Source organism: Pseudomonas oryzicola, from assembly GCF_014269185.2.
GTDB lineage: Bacteria > Pseudomonadota > Gammaproteobacteria > Pseudomonadales > Pseudomonadaceae > Aquipseudomonas > Aquipseudomonas oryzicola.
In genome coordinates, this window is sequence record NZ_JABWRZ020000001.1 from 466260 (window position 1) to 483931 (window position 17672).

Consider the following 17672-nt stretch of genomic DNA (forward strand, 5'->3'; position numbering starts at 1 on the left):
AAAGCAGCCCCGGCAATCCGTCAGGTGTGGCTCAGCTCGGCATGTTCATCGCCAGCCAGCACTTGCTTGTCGGTCTCTTTCAACAGCTGGCTGGTCACCACCCCCGCGGTCATCGAACCATTCACGTTCAACGCCGTCCGGCCCATGTCGATCAGCGGCTCTACCGAAATCAGCAACGCCACCAGTTCCACCGGCAAGCCCATGGCCGGCAGCACGATCAGTGCGGCGAACGTCGCCCCGCCACCTACGCCGGCAACCCCTGCCGAACTCAGGGTGACGATGGCCACCAGGGTGGCGATCCACAGCGGGTCGAAGGTATCGATGCCCACTGCAGGCGCCACCATCACCGCCAACATGGCAGGGTAGAGACCGGCACAGCCGTTCTGGCCGATGGTGGTGCCGAACGATGCGCTGAAGCTGGCAATCGACTGCGGCACGCCCAGGCGGCGGGTTTGCGCTTCGATGTTCAGCGGAATACTGGCGGCGCTGGAGCGGCTGGTGAAGGCGAAGGTCAGCACCGGCCACACCTTGCGCAAGAAGCGCAGCGGGTTCACACCGGTGGCGGCGAGGATAACGCCGTGCACCACGAACATCAGCCCCAGGCCCAGGTACGATACCACCACGAAGCTGCCCAGCTTGACGATGTCTTGCAGGTTCGAGCTGGCTACCACCTTGGCCATCAACGCCAGCACGCCATACGGGGTCAGCTTCATCACTACCCGCACCAGGCGCATCACCCAGGCCTGCAGGGTGTCGACGGCCAACAGCACACGCTGGCCTTTCTCGGCATCGTCCTTGATCAGCTGCAACGCGGCCAGACCGAGGAATACGGCAAAGATCACCACGCTGATGATCGAGGTCGGTTTGGCCCGCGCCAGGTCAGCCACCGGGTTGCTGGGGATGAACGACAGCAGCAGTTGCGGGAGGTTGAGGTCGGCGACCTTGCCGGCATAGTCGCTGTGGATGACCTGCATGCGTGCGCTTTCCTGGGCGCCAGCCACCAGGCCTTCGGCGCTGAGGCCGAACAGGTTGGTCAGGACGATGCCGATCAATGCGGCGACGGCGGTGGTCAGCAGCAAGGTACCGATGCTCAGCACGCTGATGCGGCCCAGCGACGAGGCATTGTGCAGGCGCGCCACGGCACTGAGGATCGAGGCGAAGATCAGCGGCATGACGATCATCTGCAACAGGCCGACATAGCCGTTGCCGACCAGGTCAAGCCAGCTGATGGTGGCCTTGAGCACTGGGTGGCCGGCGCCATACAGCGTGTGCAGGGCCAGCCCGAAAACCACGCCCAGCACCAGGCCCAGGAGGACTTTCCTGGCCAGGCTCCAGTCGGTGCGGCGGGTTTGTGCCAGGCCCAGCAACAGGGCCAGGAACACCAGCAGATTAAGGGACAGCGGCAGGTTCATTGAAGCTCCAGCGGAAAAGGCAAAAGAGGCATCGCCTCTGTGAGCGATTGCGAACGGAAATGCTAACAGCCTGAAAACAAACGAATTTATACGCAAATGGAATGTGCATAGTCGTTTATGGAATAACGCCATGTCGCGGATTGCAATGAACGCGGCGTTTGCAGCTGCATGGGGGTCGTTATGAAAGGCCGTCGACGACCGTGGTTGCTCTAGCGTTCCGGGGTCATTTCAGGAGATTCGCACATGAAATCTGTTCCGAAAGCTGTCGCTGTCGCCCTGTCCCTGCTGTTCAGTATCGAAACCTTTGCCACCGAGCTCAAGCACTGGCCGGCCGAGGCTGCCAAGCAACTCGACACCCTGATTGCCGCCAATGCCAACAAGGGTAACTACGCGGTGTTCGACATGGATAACACCAGCTACCGCTATGACCTTGAAGAGGCCTTGCTGCCATTCATGGAAAACAAAGGCCTGCTGACCCGCGACAAGCTCGACCCCTCGTTGAAGCTGATGCCGTTCAAGGACACCGCCGACCACAAGGAAAGCCTGTTCAGTTATTACTACCGGCTGTGTGAAGTCGACGACATGGTCTGTTACCCATGGGTAGCCCAGGTATTTTCGGGCTTCACGCTGCAGGAGCTGAAGGTGCAGGTGGATGAAATGATGGCCTCCGGCAAGCCGATCCCCAGCACCTACTACGAAGGCGACCAGGTCAAGACCATCGAGGTGCAGCCGCCCAAGGTCTTCAAGGGGCAGACGGAGCTGTACAACAAGCTTATGGAGAACGGTATCGAGGTCTATGTGATTTCCGCGGCGTCCGAGGAGCTGGTGCGCATGGTCGCGTCCGACCCCAAATATGGCTACAACGTGAAGCCACAGAACGTGATTGGTGTGAGCCTGCTGCTGAAGGACCGCGCCAGCGGCCAGCTGACCACCGCTCGCAAGCAGATCTCTGCCGGGCACTACGATGCCAAGGCCAACGCCGGGCTGGAGCTGACCCCGTACCTGTGGACCCCGGCCACCTGGATGGCCGGCAAGCACGCGGCCATCCTGACCTATATCGATGAGTGGAAGAAGCCGGTACTGGTGGGCGGTGATACGCCAACCAGCGACGGCTACATGCAATTCCATGGCGTGGATGTGGACAAGGGCGGCATCCACCTGTGGATCAACCGCAAAGCCAAGTACATGGACCAACTGAACGGGATGATTGCCAAGAATGCCGCGGCACAGGCCAAGGAAGGCTTGCCGGTGACGGCGGACAAGAACTGGGTGATCGTGACGCCGGAGCAGATCCAGTAACGGGGCTTATCAGCCGTTGCGGCCCACGATGATGGTCCGGGCCGCTTCCTGGTCAATGTTCTGCGCCAGCAAGGTCGCTGCTTCGATGGCGGCTGCGCGGACGCTGGCCCCGACAGGGCCAAGCGTCTGCTCGACGACGACACTGTGCACCTGGTTTATCCCGACAAAGCGAAACCACGTATCGATGAAGGGCTTTTCCAGGCCAAAGCCTTGGTCGGGTGTTTGTGAGTCAGGGCCATAGCCTAGTCCGCGAGAGTAGATTGCAACAGCCCGACGTCCGCCCAGCATGCCGTTCAACCCGTGTTCATCGAAGGTGAACAAGACGCCTTTGTGCGAAATTGCGTCGATCAGATGCTTGAGCTTGTATGGGATGCCGAAATTCCATAGCGGTACGCTGAATACCAAGGTATGAGCCTGGTGGAACCGTTCGGCGAGTGCTTCGATCTGCGTCCATGCCGCGGCCTGAGCGGTAGACAGTGGGGCGTCGGTAAGCCTTGCATACTTTGCCGAGAGTAACGCGCCATCCACTTCGGGAAGTTCGTATTCCCAAGGGTCAAGGCGGTCAATTTCCACGGTTTTGCGTTCCGCTAATGCTGTGAGAAACACTTCGGCAATCTGTGTGGAAACGGACCGCTCTGCGCGCGGTGATGCGCAAACATACAAGATACGTTCAACCATCGGGCTTCTCCTTGGCAGTGTGGGTGACAATCCCCCGGCAGTACGACTGCACAGGTGTCTGGCGCAAAGTCTGATTAAGTTCGATCGGTTATGGAAATCACGTATGCTTCGCACATTGAGTGAGATAGGTGATTAATCCGTGTTCGATATTGTGCTTTTGCGCAGCTTTATTGCCGTTGCCGACTGTGGTGGTTTCACGCGTGCTGCGCAGAGGCTGCACCTGACGCAATCGGCAATCAGCGCTCACATCAGACGGCTGGAAAGTGACGCCGGGCATAGACTGCTGGAGCGCACGACCCGTTCGGTCAGCCTGACGCCAGCCGGTACGCGCCTGGCAGGCTATGCCCGTACCATCCTGGCGCTGCATGATGATGCTCGCGCGAGTCTTGGTGTCGGCCGTCGGGTGTCAGGCATGGTACTTGTCGGGTTGAGCGAGGAGATGGTGAAAGCGCCCATCATCGACTGTTTGCGTCGCTTCTCGGCGGCACATCCCGATGTGGAAATCTCCCTCAAAGTCGGCCTGACCGGCGAGCTGCTTGCACTTTTACAATCGGGTGGGCTCGATATCGTGTTGGGGAGCCGCTGTGGTGATGAAGAACGTGGCGAACTGCTGTGGTCCGAGCCGCTGATCTGGGCGAGAGGGCCGGTTGCGCTGACGATCGAAGATGCAGGCACCCCGATACCCTTGGCGGTGTTCTCCGATCAATGCCCCTATCGTGCTGCCGCTATCGCAGCCTTGGCACGTGCGGGGCGACAATGGCGGATCGTTTGTCAGAGCCCAAGTGCCGGGGGGCTGATAACTGCCGTCAATGGTGGTCTGGGTATTACGCCAGTCACCCGGTCAACTGCACTGGCTGCAGGTTTGCAGGAAGAGCCAACGCTGCCCCCTCTTCCGCAAGCGCAGTCCATTCTGACGTCGACGGCAAAGCCCAAGCGCCCGGTTGCCTTGCTGCTGGCGCAATTGCGTCAATGTGCTTCGAGAGCGGCGCTTTGATTCGGCAGTTCCCGCTGGCCAAAAAAACCGGCGCACCAGGCGCCGGCTTTTCAACTGCCAGGTAGCCTTACAGCCCTTCCAGCATTGCCTTGTTACGCACAGCACCCTTGTCGGCACTGGTCGCCAGCAGGGCATAGGCCTTCAGCGCGGTGGTCACCTTGCGTGGGCGCACTTCGGCAGGCTTCCAGCCCTTCTTGTCCTGCTCGACGCGGCGCTGGGCCAGCTCTTCGTCGCTGACTTGCAGGTTGATCGAACGGTTGGGGATGTCGATCAGTATCTTGTCGCCGTCGCGCACCAGGCCGATGGCACCGCCAGCAGCGGCTTCCGGCGAAGCGTGGCCGATCGACAGGCCCGAGGTACCGCCCGAGAAGCGGCCGTCGGTGAGCAGGGCGCAGGCCTTGCCCAGGCCTTTGGACTTCAGGTACGAGGTCGGGTACAGCATCTCTTGCATGCCTGGGCCGCCTTTCGGCCCCTCGTAGCGGATGATCACGATGTCGCCGGCCTTCACTTCGTCGGCGAGGATGCCGCGTACGGCGCTGTCCTGGCTCTCGAAGATCTTCGCGGTGCCTTCGAACACCAGGATCGATTCGTCGACACCGGCGGTTTTTACCACGCAGCCATCCAGCGCGATGTTGCCGTACAGCACGGCCAGGCCGCCTTCCTGCGAGTAGGCATGCTCGACGCTGCGGATGCAGCCTTCGGCGCGGTCCAGGTCCAGGCTCGGCCAACGGGTCGACTGGCTGAACGCGGTCTGGGTCGGGATGCCGGCAGGGCCTGCCTTGAAGAAGGTGTGCACGGCTTCGTCATCGGTCTGGGTGATGTCCCACTTGGCGATGGCTTCTTCCATGCTGCGGCTGTGCACGGTCGGCAGGTCGGTGTGCAGCAGGCCGCCACGGGCCAGCGAGCCGAGGATGCTGAAGATGCCGCCGGCGCGGTGCACGTCTTCCATGTGGTACTTCTGGATGTTCGGCGCCACCTTGCACAGCTGCGGTACTTTGCGCGACAGGCGGTCGATGTCGCGCAGGTCGAACGCCACCTCGGCTTCCTGGGCTGCGGCCAGCAGGTGCAGGATGGTGTTGGTCGAGCCGCCCATGGCGATGTCGAGCATCATGGCGTTCTCGAACGCCTTGAAGTTGGCGATGTTGCGCGGCAGTACCGACTCGTCGTTTTCGCCATAGTAACGCTTGCACAGCTCGACGATGGTGCGGCCGGCAGTGAGGAACAGCTGCTCGCGGTCGGCGTGGGTGGCCAGGGTCGAGCCGTTGCCCGGCAGGGCCAGGCCCAGGGCTTCGGTCAGGCAGTTCATCGAGTTGGCGGTGAACATGCCGGAGCAGGAGCCGCAGGTCGGGCAGGCGCTGCGCTCGTATTCGGCGACTTTTTCATCGGAGGCCGAACTGTCGGCGGCGATGACCATGGCGTCGACCAGGTCCAGGCCATGGCTGGCCAGCTTGGTCTTGCCAGCTTCCATCGGGCCGCCGGAAACGAAGATCACCGGGATGTTCAGGCGCAGTGCGGCCATCAGCATGCCGGGGGTGATCTTGTCGCAGTTGGAGATGCACACGATGGCATCGGCACAGTGGGCATTGACCATGTATTCCACGGCATCGGCGATTATCTCGCGGCTTGGCAGCGAGTACAGCATGCCGTCGTGGCCCATGGCGATGCCGTCATCGACCGCAATGGTGTTGAACTCCTTGGCCACGCCACCGGCGCGTTCGATCTCGCGGGCGACCAGCTGGCCCAGGTCCTTCAGGTGCACGTGGCCCGGGACGAACTGGGTGAACGAGTTGGCGATGGCGATGATCGGTTTCTTGAAGTCTTCGTCCTTCATCCCGGTGGCGCGCCACAGGGCACGGGCGCCGGCCATGTTGCGGCCTTGGGTGGAAGTCTTTGAACGGTAATCAGGCATGAAACACTCCTGGCGGCTTAATCAGGTCACAAAAAGGGGAGTGAGCTTCTCTTGTCCTTTGTACCGCAGGCCGGTTGCCACTGGCACGGATGGGGCCGAAGACCGCGCGGGATCGCCGCGTGCTTGGGCAGAGCTCATAAACCCGCCGGGGATGACTGGCGATGAATAGGCCGATTCTACACCGCTGAGGCGATGAGGGAATGGAGATGTGGATAGTTGGCCGTTTCGCGATCAGCGAGGGGGATTGCCCTGCCCTGAGGGAGCGGCTTTACCCGCGAATGCGGTGGCAGGGCTGCTGCCGTCTTCGCGCGTGAATCCGCTCCCTCAGGGGCGCGTTTGTGTTGTGGTCAGCTGTTGGGCAGCAACCGGCAGGTGATGCTCTTGATGTAGCGGGTTTCGGCGATAGCCGGGTGCACCGGGTGGTCCGGGCCCTGGCCGCCGCGTTCGAGCAACTGCAGGTTGCGGTCGAGGTGGCGGGCGCTGGTCAGCAGGATGTTGTGCAGGTCGTCCTCGGGCAGGTGCATCGAGCACGAGGCACTGACCAGGATGCCGTCCTTGGTCAGCATGCGCATGGCCTGTTCGTTCAGGCGACGATAGGCTGCTTCACCGTTTTTCAGGTCTTTCTTGCGCTTGATGAAGGCGGGTGGGTCGGCAATGATCACGTCAAAGCGCTCTTCGGCGGCCTTGAGCTCGCGCAGGGCCTCGAACACATCGCCTTCGATGCAGGTCAGTTTCTCGCTGATGCCGTTCAGCGCGGCGTTGCGCTCCACGCCATCCAGGGCGAAGCCCGAGGCATCGACGCAGAACACTTCGCTGGCGCCGAAGGCACCGGCCTGCACGCCCCAGCCACCGATGTAGCTGAACAGATCGAGCACGCGCTTGCCTTTGACGTAAGGTGCCAGGCGCGCACGATTCATGCGATGGTCATAGAACCAGCCGGTCTTCTGCCCTTCACGCACCGGGGCTTCGAACCTGACGCCGTTCTCTTCCAGCGGTACCCAGTCCGGCACTTCGCCGTAGACGGTCTCGACATAACGCTGCAGGCCTTCGGCGTCACGCGCGGAGGAGTCGTTCTTGAACAGGATGCCGCTTGGCTTGAGCACCTGCACCAGGGCTGCAATCACGTCGTCCTTGTGGGCTTCCATGGTGGCCGAGGCCAATTGCACCACGAGGATGTCGAAGAAGCGGTCGACCACCAGGCCTGGCAGCAAGTCGGAGTCGCCGTAGACCAGGCGGTAGCACGGTTGCTCGAACAGGCGCTGGCGCAGCGACAGGGCCACGTTCAGGCGGTGTACCAGCAGCGACTTGTCCAGCGGCAGCTTGGCATCGCGCGACAGCAGGCGGGCACAGATCAGGTTGTTCGGGCTCAGTGCAACGATACCCAGCGGCTTGCCGTTGGCCGCCTCGAGAACGGCCTGCTGGCCGGCCTGGAAGCCTTGCAACGGGGTCGTGGTGACGTCGACTTCGTTGCTGTAGACCCACAGATGGCCGGCGCGCAGGCGGCGGTCGGCATTGGCTTTGAGGCGAAGGCTGGGCAGGGACATGACGTCGCTCCGGGAAAAAGAGCGGGATTATAGCCTGTCTGCCTATCTGTCGGTGCCAAGCTCGACAAACTGCGGGCCTCATTGTCGGCAAGCCAGCTCCGACGCGGGCTGCAACGGCTCAGAGGCCTGTGCTTTGCCTGTGGGTGCTGGCGTGCCTTAGAGGCAATCAGGCCGCGAGTGCCTTGATCAATTGCTGGCTGAACGCCGGAATGTCATCGGGCTTGCGGCTGCTGATCAGGTTGCCATCGACCACCACTTCTTCATCCACCCACTCTCCCCCGGCATTGCGGATGTCGTCCTGCAGGGTCATGTAGCTGGTCATCCGCTTGCCCTTGACCAGCCCGCTCGACACCAGCAACCAGCCGCCGTGGCAGATGACTGCCAGCGGCCTCCCGGCCGAGTCGTGACTTTTCACCAGTTTCTGCGCGGCGGGGATGAGCCGAATCGTGTCAGAATTTTGCACACCACCGGGCAGTACCAGGGCATCGTAGAGGTCCAGGTGGGCGCCTTCGAAGGTAGCATCCACGGCGAATTCATCCGCGGGCCGGTCATGGTTCCAACCCCGTACACTGCCTTCCTTGTCGCTGAGGATATCCACTACCGCGCCGCTCTGCTCAAGGGCTTCGCGGGGCCCGGTCAGTTCCACCTGCTCGAAGCCATCGGTGACCAGAAAGGCCACGCGCTTGCCATTCAGTTCCGCACTCATGAGCCTTGCTCCTTTTGCGATGTATGTGAAAAGGAGGCCCGTGCCACTCACGTAAAGTTCCGGCGTTACGATTCAGTGGTTGGTCCCGTGCCGGTCTGGAGGGTTAGAATCGCCCGTCCCGAACGAGTATGCACGCATGTCCCAAGAACTCAGCGCCGAACAGATCGAGCAAGCCTTGCAAGGCATCACCATCCCGCCGCAACCGCAGATCATGGTCGACCTGCAGTTCGAGCAGTACATGCCCGACCCGGACCTGGAAACCATCGCCAAGCTGATCTCCCAGGACCCGGGCCTCTCGGGTGCCTTGCTCAAGCTGGTCAACTCCCCGCATTTCGGCCTTTCCAACAAGATCGGTTCGATCCAGCGCGCGGTGAACCTGCTGGGCAGCCGTTCGATCATCAACCTGATCAACGCCCAGTCGATCAAAGGCGAAATGAGCGACGAGACCATCGTCACCCTCAACCGCTTCTGGGATACCGCCCAGGATGTGGCGATGACCTGCCTGACCCTGGCCAAGCGTACCGGCATCCAGCCTGCGGACGAGGCCTACACCCTCGGCCTGTTCCATGACTGTGGCGTGCCGCTGATGCTCAAGCGCTTCCCGGATTACATGGAGGTGCTGGAGCAGGCCTATGCCACGGCCGATGAGGAAACCCGGATTGTCGACACGGAAAACCGTGCTTTCAACACCAACCATTCGGTGGTCGGCTATTTCACCGCCAAGTCCTGGCGGCTGCCCGAACACCTCAGCGCGACCATCGCCAACCACCACAATGCCCTGGCGGTGTTCCGCGACGAAAGCTCGCGCAACACCCAGAGCCAGCTGAAGAACCTGCTGGCGGTGCTGAAGATGGCCGAGCATATCTGCGCCTCCTACCGGGTGCTGGGCAACCAGTCGGTGGACCACGAGTGGCGTGCGGTCGGCCCGCTGGTGCTCGATTACATCGGCTTGTCGGAATACGATTTCGAAAACCTCAAGCAGAACATTCGCGAGTTGGGCGGGCACTGACACATGCCGGAATTACCCGAAGTAGAAACTACCCGCCGCGGTATCGCGCCGCACCTGGTGGGCCAGCGCGTCAGCCGGGTGGTGGTGCGTGACCGGCGCCTGCGCTGGCCGATACCCGAAGACCTGGATGTACGCCTGTCGGGGCAGCGCATCGTCAGTGTCGAGCGGCGCGCCAAATACCTGCTGATCAACGCCGAGGTCGGTACCCTGATCAGCCATCTGGGCATGTCGGGCAACCTGCGCCTGGTCGAACTGGGCTTGCCGGCAGCCAAGCACGAGCACGTCGACATCGAACTGGAATCTGGGCTGATGCTGCGCTACACCGATCCGCGCCGCTTTGGCGCGATGCTGTGGAGCCAGGACCCGCTCAACCACGAACTGCTGCTGCGCCTGGGCCCGGAGCCGTTGACCGACCTGTTCGACGGCGAGCGGTTGTTCCAGTTGTCCCGCGGGCGTTCGATGGCGGTCAAGCCGTTCATCATGGATAACGCCGTGGTGGTGGGGGTGGGCAACATCTACGCCACCGAGGCCCTGTTTGCTGCCGGTATCGACCCACGCCGCGCAGCAGGCGGGATTTCACGGGCGCGCTACCTGAAACTGAGCATCGAGATCAAGCGGGTGCTGGCGGCGGCGATCGAGCAGGGCGGTACCACCCTGCGCGACTTCATCGGCGGTGATGGTCAGCCGGGGTACTTCCAGCAGGAATTGTTCGTGTACGGGCGGGGCGGGCAGCCGTGCAAGGTGTGCGGCACGCTATTGCGCGAGGTCAAGCTGGGGCAGCGGGCCAGCGTGTATTGCCCGCATTGCCAGCGCTGAAGCGTTTCGCTGTACCTGTAGGCCTGAGGGTTCAGGCCTTGCCGGTAATCCGGCGATACTTGGCCATCAGTTCTTCTTCGGTTTCCGGGTGCGCTTCATCCAGCGGGATGCAGTCGACCGGGCAGACCTGCTGGCATTGCGGCTCGTCGTAATGCCCCACGCACTGGGTGCATAGGTTAGGGTCGATCACGTAGATCTCTTCGCCTTGGGAGATGGCCTCGTTCGGGCACTCGGGTTCGCAGACGTCGCAGTTGATGCAATCGTCGGTGATGATCAGGGACATGGGGACTCCGGCCGGGGCTCAGCGCCCGGGCATGTTCAACGCAGTGGGCACAATTGTGCCGCATTCGCGCCCGCAGTGCACGCGGGCGCGACAATCAGCTGTCTGGCTTACTTCCGGAAGCGTTCGGTCAGCGCGTCGGCCACCACCGGGTGGACGAACTTGCTGATATCACCACCCAATGCGGCGATTTCCCGGACCAGGGTCGAGGAAATGAACGAATAACGCTCCGAAGGCGTGAGGAACAGGCTTTCCACATCAGGGGCCAATTGCCGGTTCATGTTCGCCAGCTGGAATTCGTACTCGAAGTCGGATACCGCCCGCAGGCCGCGCAGGAACACGTTCGCGCCTTGTTCCTTGGCGAAATGTGCCAGCAGCGAGGAGAAGCCGATGACTTCGACATTGGGCAGGTGCTTGGTGACCTCACGGGCGAGCTCCACCCGTTGTTCCAGCGGGAACAGCGGGTTTTTCTTGGGGCTGGCCGCCACGGCGATGATCACGTGGTCGAACAGCCGCGAGGCGCGTTCGACCAGATCGCCATGGCCTTTGGTAATGGGGTCGAAAGTACCCGGGTACAACACTCGGTTCATCGCGTCATCCTGGCTGGAGTGCGTTGGGGAGTCGGATGGTAGCGCAGCGACTGCGCCCGGCCAAGTCATGCGGCCGGCTGATGGCACTATAGACAGGGGCCGCGTTCATTGTCATGCGCTGTGTGCCAGGCGGGCAACCAGGGCCTCGCTGAGCCTGGCGCTGATGGCATACACCGACAGTTGCGGGTTGGCGCCGATGCTGGTGGGGAACAGCGAACCGTCGTGAATCGACAGGTTTTCCAGCTGGTGATGGCGGCCCAGGCTGTCGCATACCGCCTGGCGCGGGTCTTCCCCCATGGCACAACCGCCCATCACGTGGGCGCTGCCCAGGCGCGTGCGGAACGGCTCCAGGCGCAAGCTGTCGATCATGGCCAAGGCCCGCTGCAGGCTGGATGCGGCACTGGCATCGCTGTGCACGGGGGTGACCTGGGTGGCGCCGGCGGCGAACTGGATTTGCGCCATGCTGCGGTAGGCGCGGCGCAAACCGTCGTACAGGTAGTCGGTGAGCGGATAGTCGAGCACCGGTGAGCCATCGCCGCGCAGCTCCACGGTTCCACCCTGGCTTTGCGGATGAAAGCCATCACGCAGTAGCGCCAGCATCACGTGGGTATGTGGCAGCTCGGCCATGCGTCGGGCATTTTCCTCGCCGTATCCGCCCAGCAGGGTGCTGGCCAGGGCCGGGTGCAACGGCGGTACCTCCAGCTTGTAGCCAATCGGGCCGTCGATGCCGCCTTGCCATTGGAAGTGGTCGCTGTAGATGGATTGCGGGGCGCCGTAATAGGGGTCGATACGCTCGTTGAAGCGTGCCGCGCTGAAGTTCACCAGGTGCAGGAAGGTCCGTTTGCCCAGGCGGCCGTGCGGGTCGGGCGCGGCGGACCGCAGCAGCAGCGCCGGGCTGTTGATGCCGCCACCGGCAACAACGTAGTGACGTGCGCGAATGCGCACCAAGCGGCCTGTTGGGTGTATGCCCTGGCTGTCCAGAGCCTGGCAGGTCAGGCCGAGGATGCGTTCGCAGTTGTGCTCGAAACGCTCGGCCCGGGCCAGATAGAGCAGCTCGCCGCCTCGCTCGAGGGTGGCGGGAATGCGGGTCACGAGCATCGACTGCTTGGCATTCACCGGGCAACCCATGCCGCAATAGCCCAGGTTCCAGCAGCCGCGCACGTTGCGCGGGATCACCGCCCAGCGGTAGCCCAGCTGCTCGCAGCCACGACGCAGCACGTCATTGTTGGCATTCTGCGGCAGTGCCCAGGGGCTGATGCCCAGCTCCTGTTCGATGCGTTCGAACCAGGGGCGCATCTGCGCTTCGTCCAGGCCGCTCACGTTGTGCGCTGACGCCCAGTGCGCCAAGGTCTGGGGCGGGGTGCGAAAGCTCGAGGTCCAGTTGACCAGCGTGGTGCCGCCCACGGCCCGGCCCTGGAGGATGGTAATGGCGCCATCCTTGCTCATGCGGCCCAGGCCTTCCTGGTACAGGCTGGCGTAGGCTTCGTTTTCCAGCAGATGGAAATCGCTGCTGGTCTTCAACGGACCTTCTTCGATCAGCAGCACCTTGAAGCCGGCGGCGCTGAGCATCTGCGCGCTGGTGGCACCACCTGCACCACTGCCGATCACGGCAACATCGGCTTCCAGGCCAAGGTCGTGCTCCAGGCGCGAGGCGTCGTGGGTAATCCAGCCACGCTCCAGGCCTTGGCGAAACGGGTCAGGTACAGGCATCTGCGCTGCTCTTCGTTTTCAGATCTTCGGTGGGCCTGGGTAGCCGCAGGCAGCCCAGGATTCAGGGCGTTCGTACCAGGCCATCTGCAGCAGCCGCAGCAGCGATGCGTGACCCATGCGCAGCAGGTTCAGTGAGCTGTCCTGCCAACGCTGCAGGAAGGCAACGACTTGCGCGGGGCTGGCTTGTTCCCACGCGCCCCAGACACCCGTCAGGGGGCCGCGGGTGAGCGGCAGGCTGAGTACGTCGAACAGTTGCCGGGTGAGCTTGAGCATTTCTGGCGACAACGCCGACAGCTTGTGGTCGAGACTGTGCAGCACCAGTGTTTCGGTGGCTTGCGTGCCGGCCAGTACCACCGGGATCAGTGCGCTCAGTAGCGGCAGGTCATCGTCGCGCAGGATTTCGTAGCCAGTCGCGGCGGTTTGTGCACGGCAACCGACCAGGCTGGTACCGGCCAGCACGAGGCTGGCACCCAGGCTGAAACGCAACAGTTCGCGGCGGTGCATGGGCTGGGCCTCAGCGAATGAACAGCTTGAACACCAGGCGCTGCAAGGCCTTGCCATAAGGCGGGTAGATCAGCCGCGCGGTGTTGAGGCGTTGCTTGGCCAGCACCGCCTTGGCCTTGCTGAAGGTCATGAAGCCGTCACGGCCATGGTAATGGCCCATGCCCGAAGGCCCGATGCCGCCGAACGGCAGGTCGTCCTGGGCGACGTGAAGCAGGGTGTCGTTCAGGCACACACCGCCGGAATGGGTGTGGTGCAGTACCTGCTCCTGGCCAGCGCGGTCATAGCCGAAGTAGTACAGCGCCAATGGACGTGGCCGTTGGTTGATGTAGGCCAGCGCCTGCTCCAGGTTGTCATAAGGCACCAGCGGCAGCAGGGGGCCGAAGATCTCGTCCTGCATTACCTGCATGTTGTCATCTACCCCCAGCAACAGGTGTGGTGGCAGGCGCCGGCCCTGGCGCGCTTCGTCGGGGTACAGGTCGAGCACCTGCGCGCCTTTGGTGCGGGCATCGTCCAGCAGGCGCTGCAACCGCTGCAGCTGCGACGGGTTGATGATTGCGGTGTAGTCGGGGTTGTCGGAAATGCGCGGGTACAACCGGCGCACGGCTCGCTGGTAGGCATCGCTGAAGGCTTGCAGCCGCTCGCGCGGCACCAGCACGTAGTCGGGGGCGACGCAGGTCTGGCCAGCGTTCAGCGTCTTGCCGAAGGCGATGCGCTCGGCGGCGCTGTCCAGCGGTACATCAGCCGAGACAATCGCCGGCGACTTGCCGCCCAATTCCAGAGTGACCGGGGTCAGGTTGTGCGCTGCAGCCAGCATCACCTGACGCCCGACACTGCTGGCACCGGTGAACAGCAGGTGGTCGAAAGGCACGCGAGCAAAGGCCTGGCCTACCTCGACTTCGCCGAGCACTACGCTGACCAGGTCGCTGGGGAACACACGTTCCAGCAGCTGTCTTAGCGCCACGCCCGTGGCCGGTGTGGCTTCGCTGAGCTTGAGCATGACCCGGTTGCCAGCTGCCAGGGCGCAGGTTAGCGGGCCGATGGCCAGGAGCAGCGGGTAATTCCATGGCACGATGATACCGACCACACCCAAGGGTTGGTAACGCACGTGCGCGCGGGCCGGCTGGAAGGCCAGGCTGACCCGGCGCCGGCTGGGGCGCATCCAGCGTTGCAGGTGCTTTTCGGCATGGCGCAGGCCTTGCACGGAAGGCAGCAGTTCGGCCAGCAAGGTCTCGTCAGCGCTGCGTCCTTCAAAATCCTGGCTGATGGCATCAATCAACTCCGCCTGGCCGGCCAGCAAGGCCTCCCGCAGGCTTCTCAGCCATTGCCGCCGCTGCGCCGCAGGTGGCAACGGGTTGCCGGCAAAGGCGCGGCGCTGGGCAGCGAACATTGCCGCCAGGTCGATGTCGGATTGCACAAGAGGCAGGGCGCTAGGCGTGTTCATGGCTGCGTCGAGTCCGGGCGGGAAATTCCTAGAGCCTATACTCTAATTCGGCCGATGGTGGACTTTTTTCGCGCTTTCGAGCGGTGCACTCCCCCATCAATACGCCGTAAGATGACCTTTTTGATGAAGCCCGCAGACTGGGAGCCGAGCATGGCGCCGCGCATGAAGACCCGAGAGCGCATCGTGCAGAACAGCCTGGAGTTGTTCAACCAGCAGGGTGAACGCAGCGTCAGCACCAATCACATTGCCGCGCACATGGAAATCTCGCCCGGCAACCTGTACTACCACTTCCCCAACAAGCAGGCGATCATCGCCCTGTTATTCAGCCAATATGAGGAACTGGTGGACAGCTTCCTGCGCCCACCGCAAGGCCGTGCAGCGACCGTTGAGGACAAGCGCTTCTACCTCAAGGCCCTGCTGGCAGCGATGTGGAACTACCGCTTCCTGCACCGCGACCTGGAACACCTGCTGGACAGTGACCCGGAGCTGGCCGCCCGTTACCGGCGCTTTTCCGAGCGCTGCCTGCGCCAGGGCCAGGCGATATACCGTGGCTTTGTCGAGGCGGGCATCCTGGCCATGGCGCCAGCGCAGATCGAATCGCTGACCATCAATGCCTGGATCGTGCTGACGTCCTGGGTACGTTTTCTCAGTACCACGCGGGAACATTCCGCGCATCTGGGAGAAGAAGCCTTCAAGCGCGGCGTCTACCAGGTACTGGTGCTTGAGCTTGGCTTCGTCACCGATAATGCCCGCAGTGCCGTGGAGGCCCTGTGCGAGGAATTCCATGTACCGTTCAACCAGGCCCTGGAGCAGTAGCTGGGGCCCTAGCGCCATCGATCAGGAGATTGTCATGCCCCTTGCGCAATTGATCACCCCGCAGCAGTTGGCCGAGCGTCTGGGCTCGCCCAAATTGGTGATACTCGACTGCCGCTTTGCTCTGGAGGATGTGGACTATGGCCAACGCAGCTATGCCCAGGGGCATATTGCCGGGGCGCATTTTGCCGACCTGGAGCGTGACCTGAGCGGGCCGGTGAGCAAAGGGCGCACCGGGCGCCACCCATTGCCGGATGCGCGCCGGCTGGTCGAGCGCCTGCGCGAGTGGGGCCTGGACAATGACAGCGAGGTGGTGCTGTACGACGACGGCCCCGGCGCCTATGCCGCCCGAGCGTGGTGGCTGCTGGCCTGGCTGGGCAAGCGCAGCGATGTGGCAATCCTCGACGGCGGGCTGAAGGCCTGGCATGCGGCACACCTGCCGCTGAGCCTGGACCCGCCAGCCAAGCGGGAAGGCACCTTCGCAGGTGAGCCGGACGCCAAGCTGCTGATCGATGCCGGGCATTTGGCCAAGCGCCTGGGTGCAGATGACCTGACTTTGCTCGATGCGCGTGCCTTGCCGCGGTTTCGTGGGGAAGTGGAGCCGATCGACCCAGTGGCGGGGCATATCCCTGGCGCCCAGTGCGCAGCGTTCGCCGACAACCTGGGAGATGACGGGTGCTTCCTGCCGGCGGAGCAGCTCCGGCAGCGCTTTGCCGAAAAGCTGGCAGGGCGTGCACCGGAGCAGTTGGTCGCCTATTGCGGGTCAGGCGTGACCGCCTGTCACAACCTGTTTGCCCTGGCCCTGGCAGGGTACCCGCTGGGCAAGCTGTATGCCGGGTCCTGGAGCGAGTGGATCAATGACCCGGCGCATGGGGTAGCAACTGGCGAGTAAGCAGGCCCAGCCTCATCGCCGGCAAGCCGGGTTTCACAGCTGCGCCACGGCTTGCCAGCGATGAGGCCGGTACTGCTTACTGGCCTTGCAACAACCACTGCGGAATCCGCCGCTCCAGGTAATACCCCGGGTTGCGCAGGCTGCCGTCGACAAACCCCACATGGCCACCCCGGCTGTGCAGTTCGAAACGGGTCTGTGGCGCCAGTTCACGTGCCGTGGGCAGGCTGTGGCCTGAAACGAATGGATCATCGCTGGAATGGATGATGAGTGTCGGCGTGCGGTTGCTGCCCAGGAAGAAATGGCTCGATGAGCGGCGATAGTAGTCGTGCGCGTCGCGAAAGCCGTTCAGCGGGGCGGTGACCTTGCCATCGAAGTCCCAGAAGGTGCGCAGATTGCCCAGTGGCCCCAGCCGTTGCAGTGTCGCTAGCCGCTCATGCTGGCCATTGTCGTGAAAGTGCCGCTGCTTGAGTTGCACGTACGCCTGCATCTCGCGCATGAAATGCGCCTGGTACACCTTCGAGAAACCCTGGCCGATACGGTCAGCGCAATGGTCCAGACGAAACGGCACCGACACCGCCACGGCGGCTTCCAGCTGGCTGGCGACGCCGCTTTCGCCCAGATACTTGAGCAGCACGTTTCCCCCCAGCGAATAGCCCACCGCGTACAGCGGTGCCAACGGGCGCTGGGCGCGCAGGTGGCTGACGATTTCTGCCAGGTCTTCGCTGGCACCGGAATGGTAGCTGCGCGGCAACAGGTTGGGTTCGCCCGAGCAGCCGCGCCAGTTCACCGCCACGCTGGCCCAGCCGTGGCCTTGCAGCGCTTGCTGCAAGCCTTTGACGTAAGGCGAGTGGGATGAACCGGTCAAACCGTGCAGCACCACTACCAGGGGGGCATGGGGTTGATGCGGGCCATGCCAGTCCAGGTCGATGAAGTCACCATCGGCCAGCCACAGTCGCTCGCGGCTGCGTGGCAGGTCGGGCAGCTTGCGCCACAGTGGCCCCCACAGGGTTTGCAGGTGAGGGTTGGACAAGCCGATGGCCGGGCGGAATGTGGCACTGGAATTGGGCATGCTGGG

General features: G+C 63.0%; 17 protein-coding genes. 6 read left to right on the forward strand and 11 right to left on the reverse strand.

Annotated elements, in window-relative coordinates:
* Positions 1–20: 20 nt before the first annotated feature.
* Positions 21–1412 (reverse strand): L-cystine transporter, encoded by a 1392-nt coding sequence (locus HU760_RS02190; protein ID WP_186672114.1) that lies wholly within the window; start codon positions 1410–1412, stop codon positions 21–23.
* Positions 1413–1655: 243 nt separating this feature from the next.
* Here HU760_RS02190 and HU760_RS02195 point away from each other — a divergent pair, with 243 nt between their 5' ends.
* A complete protein-coding gene (locus HU760_RS02195; RefSeq protein WP_186672116.1) occupies positions 1656–2711 on the forward strand; it encodes an HAD family hydrolase in 1056 nt (351 codons plus the stop codon).
* Positions 2712–2720: 9 nt separating this feature from the next.
* Here HU760_RS02195 and HU760_RS02200 read toward each other — a convergent pair whose 3' ends face one another.
* Positions 2721–3389, reverse strand: coding sequence for an FMN-dependent NADH-azoreductase (locus tag HU760_RS02200; protein WP_186672120.1), 669 nt, complete (start codon positions 3387–3389; stop codon positions 2721–2723).
* A 139-nt stretch (positions 3390–3528) separates the two neighbouring features.
* Here HU760_RS02200 and HU760_RS02205 point away from each other — a divergent pair, with 139 nt between their 5' ends.
* Positions 3529–4383, forward strand: coding sequence for a LysR family transcriptional regulator (locus tag HU760_RS02205; protein ID WP_186672122.1), 855 nt, complete (start codon positions 3529–3531; stop codon positions 4381–4383).
* Positions 4384–4450: 67 nt separating this feature from the next.
* On the opposite strand, the gene ilvD is transcribed toward HU760_RS02205, so the two are convergent.
* From ilvD to HU760_RS02220, 3 genes are all read right to left on the reverse strand, one after another.
* The gene (gene ilvD / locus HU760_RS02210; RefSeq protein ID WP_186672123.1) at positions 4451–6292 is read right to left on the reverse strand and encodes a dihydroxy-acid dehydratase; all 1842 of its coding nucleotides are present in this window, start codon (positions 6290–6292) and stop codon (positions 4451–4453) included.
* A gap of 347 nt (positions 6293–6639) precedes the next feature.
* Positions 6640–7836, reverse strand: coding sequence for a class I SAM-dependent rRNA methyltransferase (locus HU760_RS02215; RefSeq protein WP_186672125.1), 1197 nt, complete (start codon positions 7834–7836; stop codon positions 6640–6642).
* A 166-nt stretch (positions 7837–8002) separates the two neighbouring features.
* Positions 8003–8542 (reverse strand): type 1 glutamine amidotransferase domain-containing protein, encoded by a 540-nt coding sequence (locus HU760_RS02220; protein ID WP_186672127.1) that lies wholly within the window; start codon positions 8540–8542, stop codon positions 8003–8005.
* A gap of 190 nt (positions 8543–8732) precedes the next feature.
* Between HU760_RS02220 and HU760_RS02225 the strand changes: the two genes are divergently transcribed.
* Together HU760_RS02225 and mutM are read left to right on the forward strand one after the other, a co-directional pair.
* Positions 8733–9551, forward strand: coding sequence for an HDOD domain-containing protein (locus HU760_RS02225; RefSeq protein ID WP_186672965.1), 819 nt, complete (start codon positions 8733–8735; stop codon positions 9549–9551).
* A gap of 3 nt (positions 9552–9554) precedes the next feature.
* On the forward strand, positions 9555–10367 hold the full coding sequence (gene mutM, locus HU760_RS02230; protein ID WP_186672129.1) for a bifunctional DNA-formamidopyrimidine glycosylase/DNA-(apurinic or apyrimidinic site) lyase: 813 nt from the start codon (positions 9555–9557) through the stop codon (positions 10365–10367).
* Positions 10368–10398: 31 nt separating this feature from the next.
* Here the strand turns inward: mutM and HU760_RS02235 are convergent, their stop codons facing one another.
* The 5 genes from HU760_RS02235 to HU760_RS02255 all read right to left on the reverse strand — a co-directional run bounded on the left by HU760_RS02235 (position 10399) and on the right by HU760_RS02255 (position 14892).
* Positions 10399–10650 (reverse strand): YfhL family 4Fe-4S dicluster ferredoxin, encoded by a 252-nt coding sequence (locus tag HU760_RS02235; protein WP_013974644.1) that lies wholly within the window; start codon positions 10648–10650, stop codon positions 10399–10401.
* Between the two features lie 107 nt (positions 10651–10757).
* Entirely contained in the window at positions 10758–11237 is a 480-nt protein-coding gene (gene coaD / locus HU760_RS02240) for a pantetheine-phosphate adenylyltransferase (protein WP_170033443.1), read from the reverse strand.
* Positions 11238–11348: 111 nt separating this feature from the next.
* Positions 11349–12947, reverse strand: coding sequence for a GMC family oxidoreductase (locus HU760_RS02245; RefSeq protein ID WP_186672131.1), 1599 nt, complete (start codon positions 12945–12947; stop codon positions 11349–11351).
* A gap of 18 nt (positions 12948–12965) precedes the next feature.
* Positions 12966–13451, reverse strand: a complete 486-nt coding sequence (locus HU760_RS02250; protein WP_186672132.1) for a twin-arginine translocation pathway signal protein — start codon at positions 13449–13451, stop codon at positions 12966–12968.
* A gap of 10 nt (positions 13452–13461) precedes the next feature.
* A complete protein-coding gene (locus tag HU760_RS02255; RefSeq protein ID WP_186672134.1) occupies positions 13462–14892 on the reverse strand; it encodes a coniferyl aldehyde dehydrogenase in 1431 nt (476 codons plus the stop codon).
* 150 nt (positions 14893–15042) lie between these two features.
* Here HU760_RS02255 and HU760_RS02260 point away from each other — a divergent pair, with 150 nt between their 5' ends.
* Together HU760_RS02260 and HU760_RS02265 are read left to right on the forward strand one after the other, a co-directional pair.
* The gene (locus tag HU760_RS02260) at positions 15043–15708 is read left to right on the forward strand and encodes a TetR/AcrR family transcriptional regulator (RefSeq protein ID WP_186672967.1); all 666 of its coding nucleotides are present in this window, start codon (positions 15043–15045) and stop codon (positions 15706–15708) included.
* Between the two features lie 34 nt (positions 15709–15742).
* Positions 15743–16597 carry a sulfurtransferase gene (locus HU760_RS02265; RefSeq protein WP_186672136.1) on the forward strand — a complete coding sequence of 285 codons (855 nt, stop codon included), beginning with the start codon at positions 15743–15745 and terminating at the stop codon, positions 16595–16597.
* A gap of 76 nt (positions 16598–16673) precedes the next feature.
* Here the strand turns inward: HU760_RS02265 and HU760_RS02270 are convergent, their stop codons facing one another.
* Positions 16674–17666 (reverse strand): hydrolase, encoded by a 993-nt coding sequence (locus HU760_RS02270; RefSeq protein ID WP_186672138.1) that lies wholly within the window; start codon positions 17664–17666, stop codon positions 16674–16676.
* Positions 17667–17672: the final 6 nt, after the last annotated feature.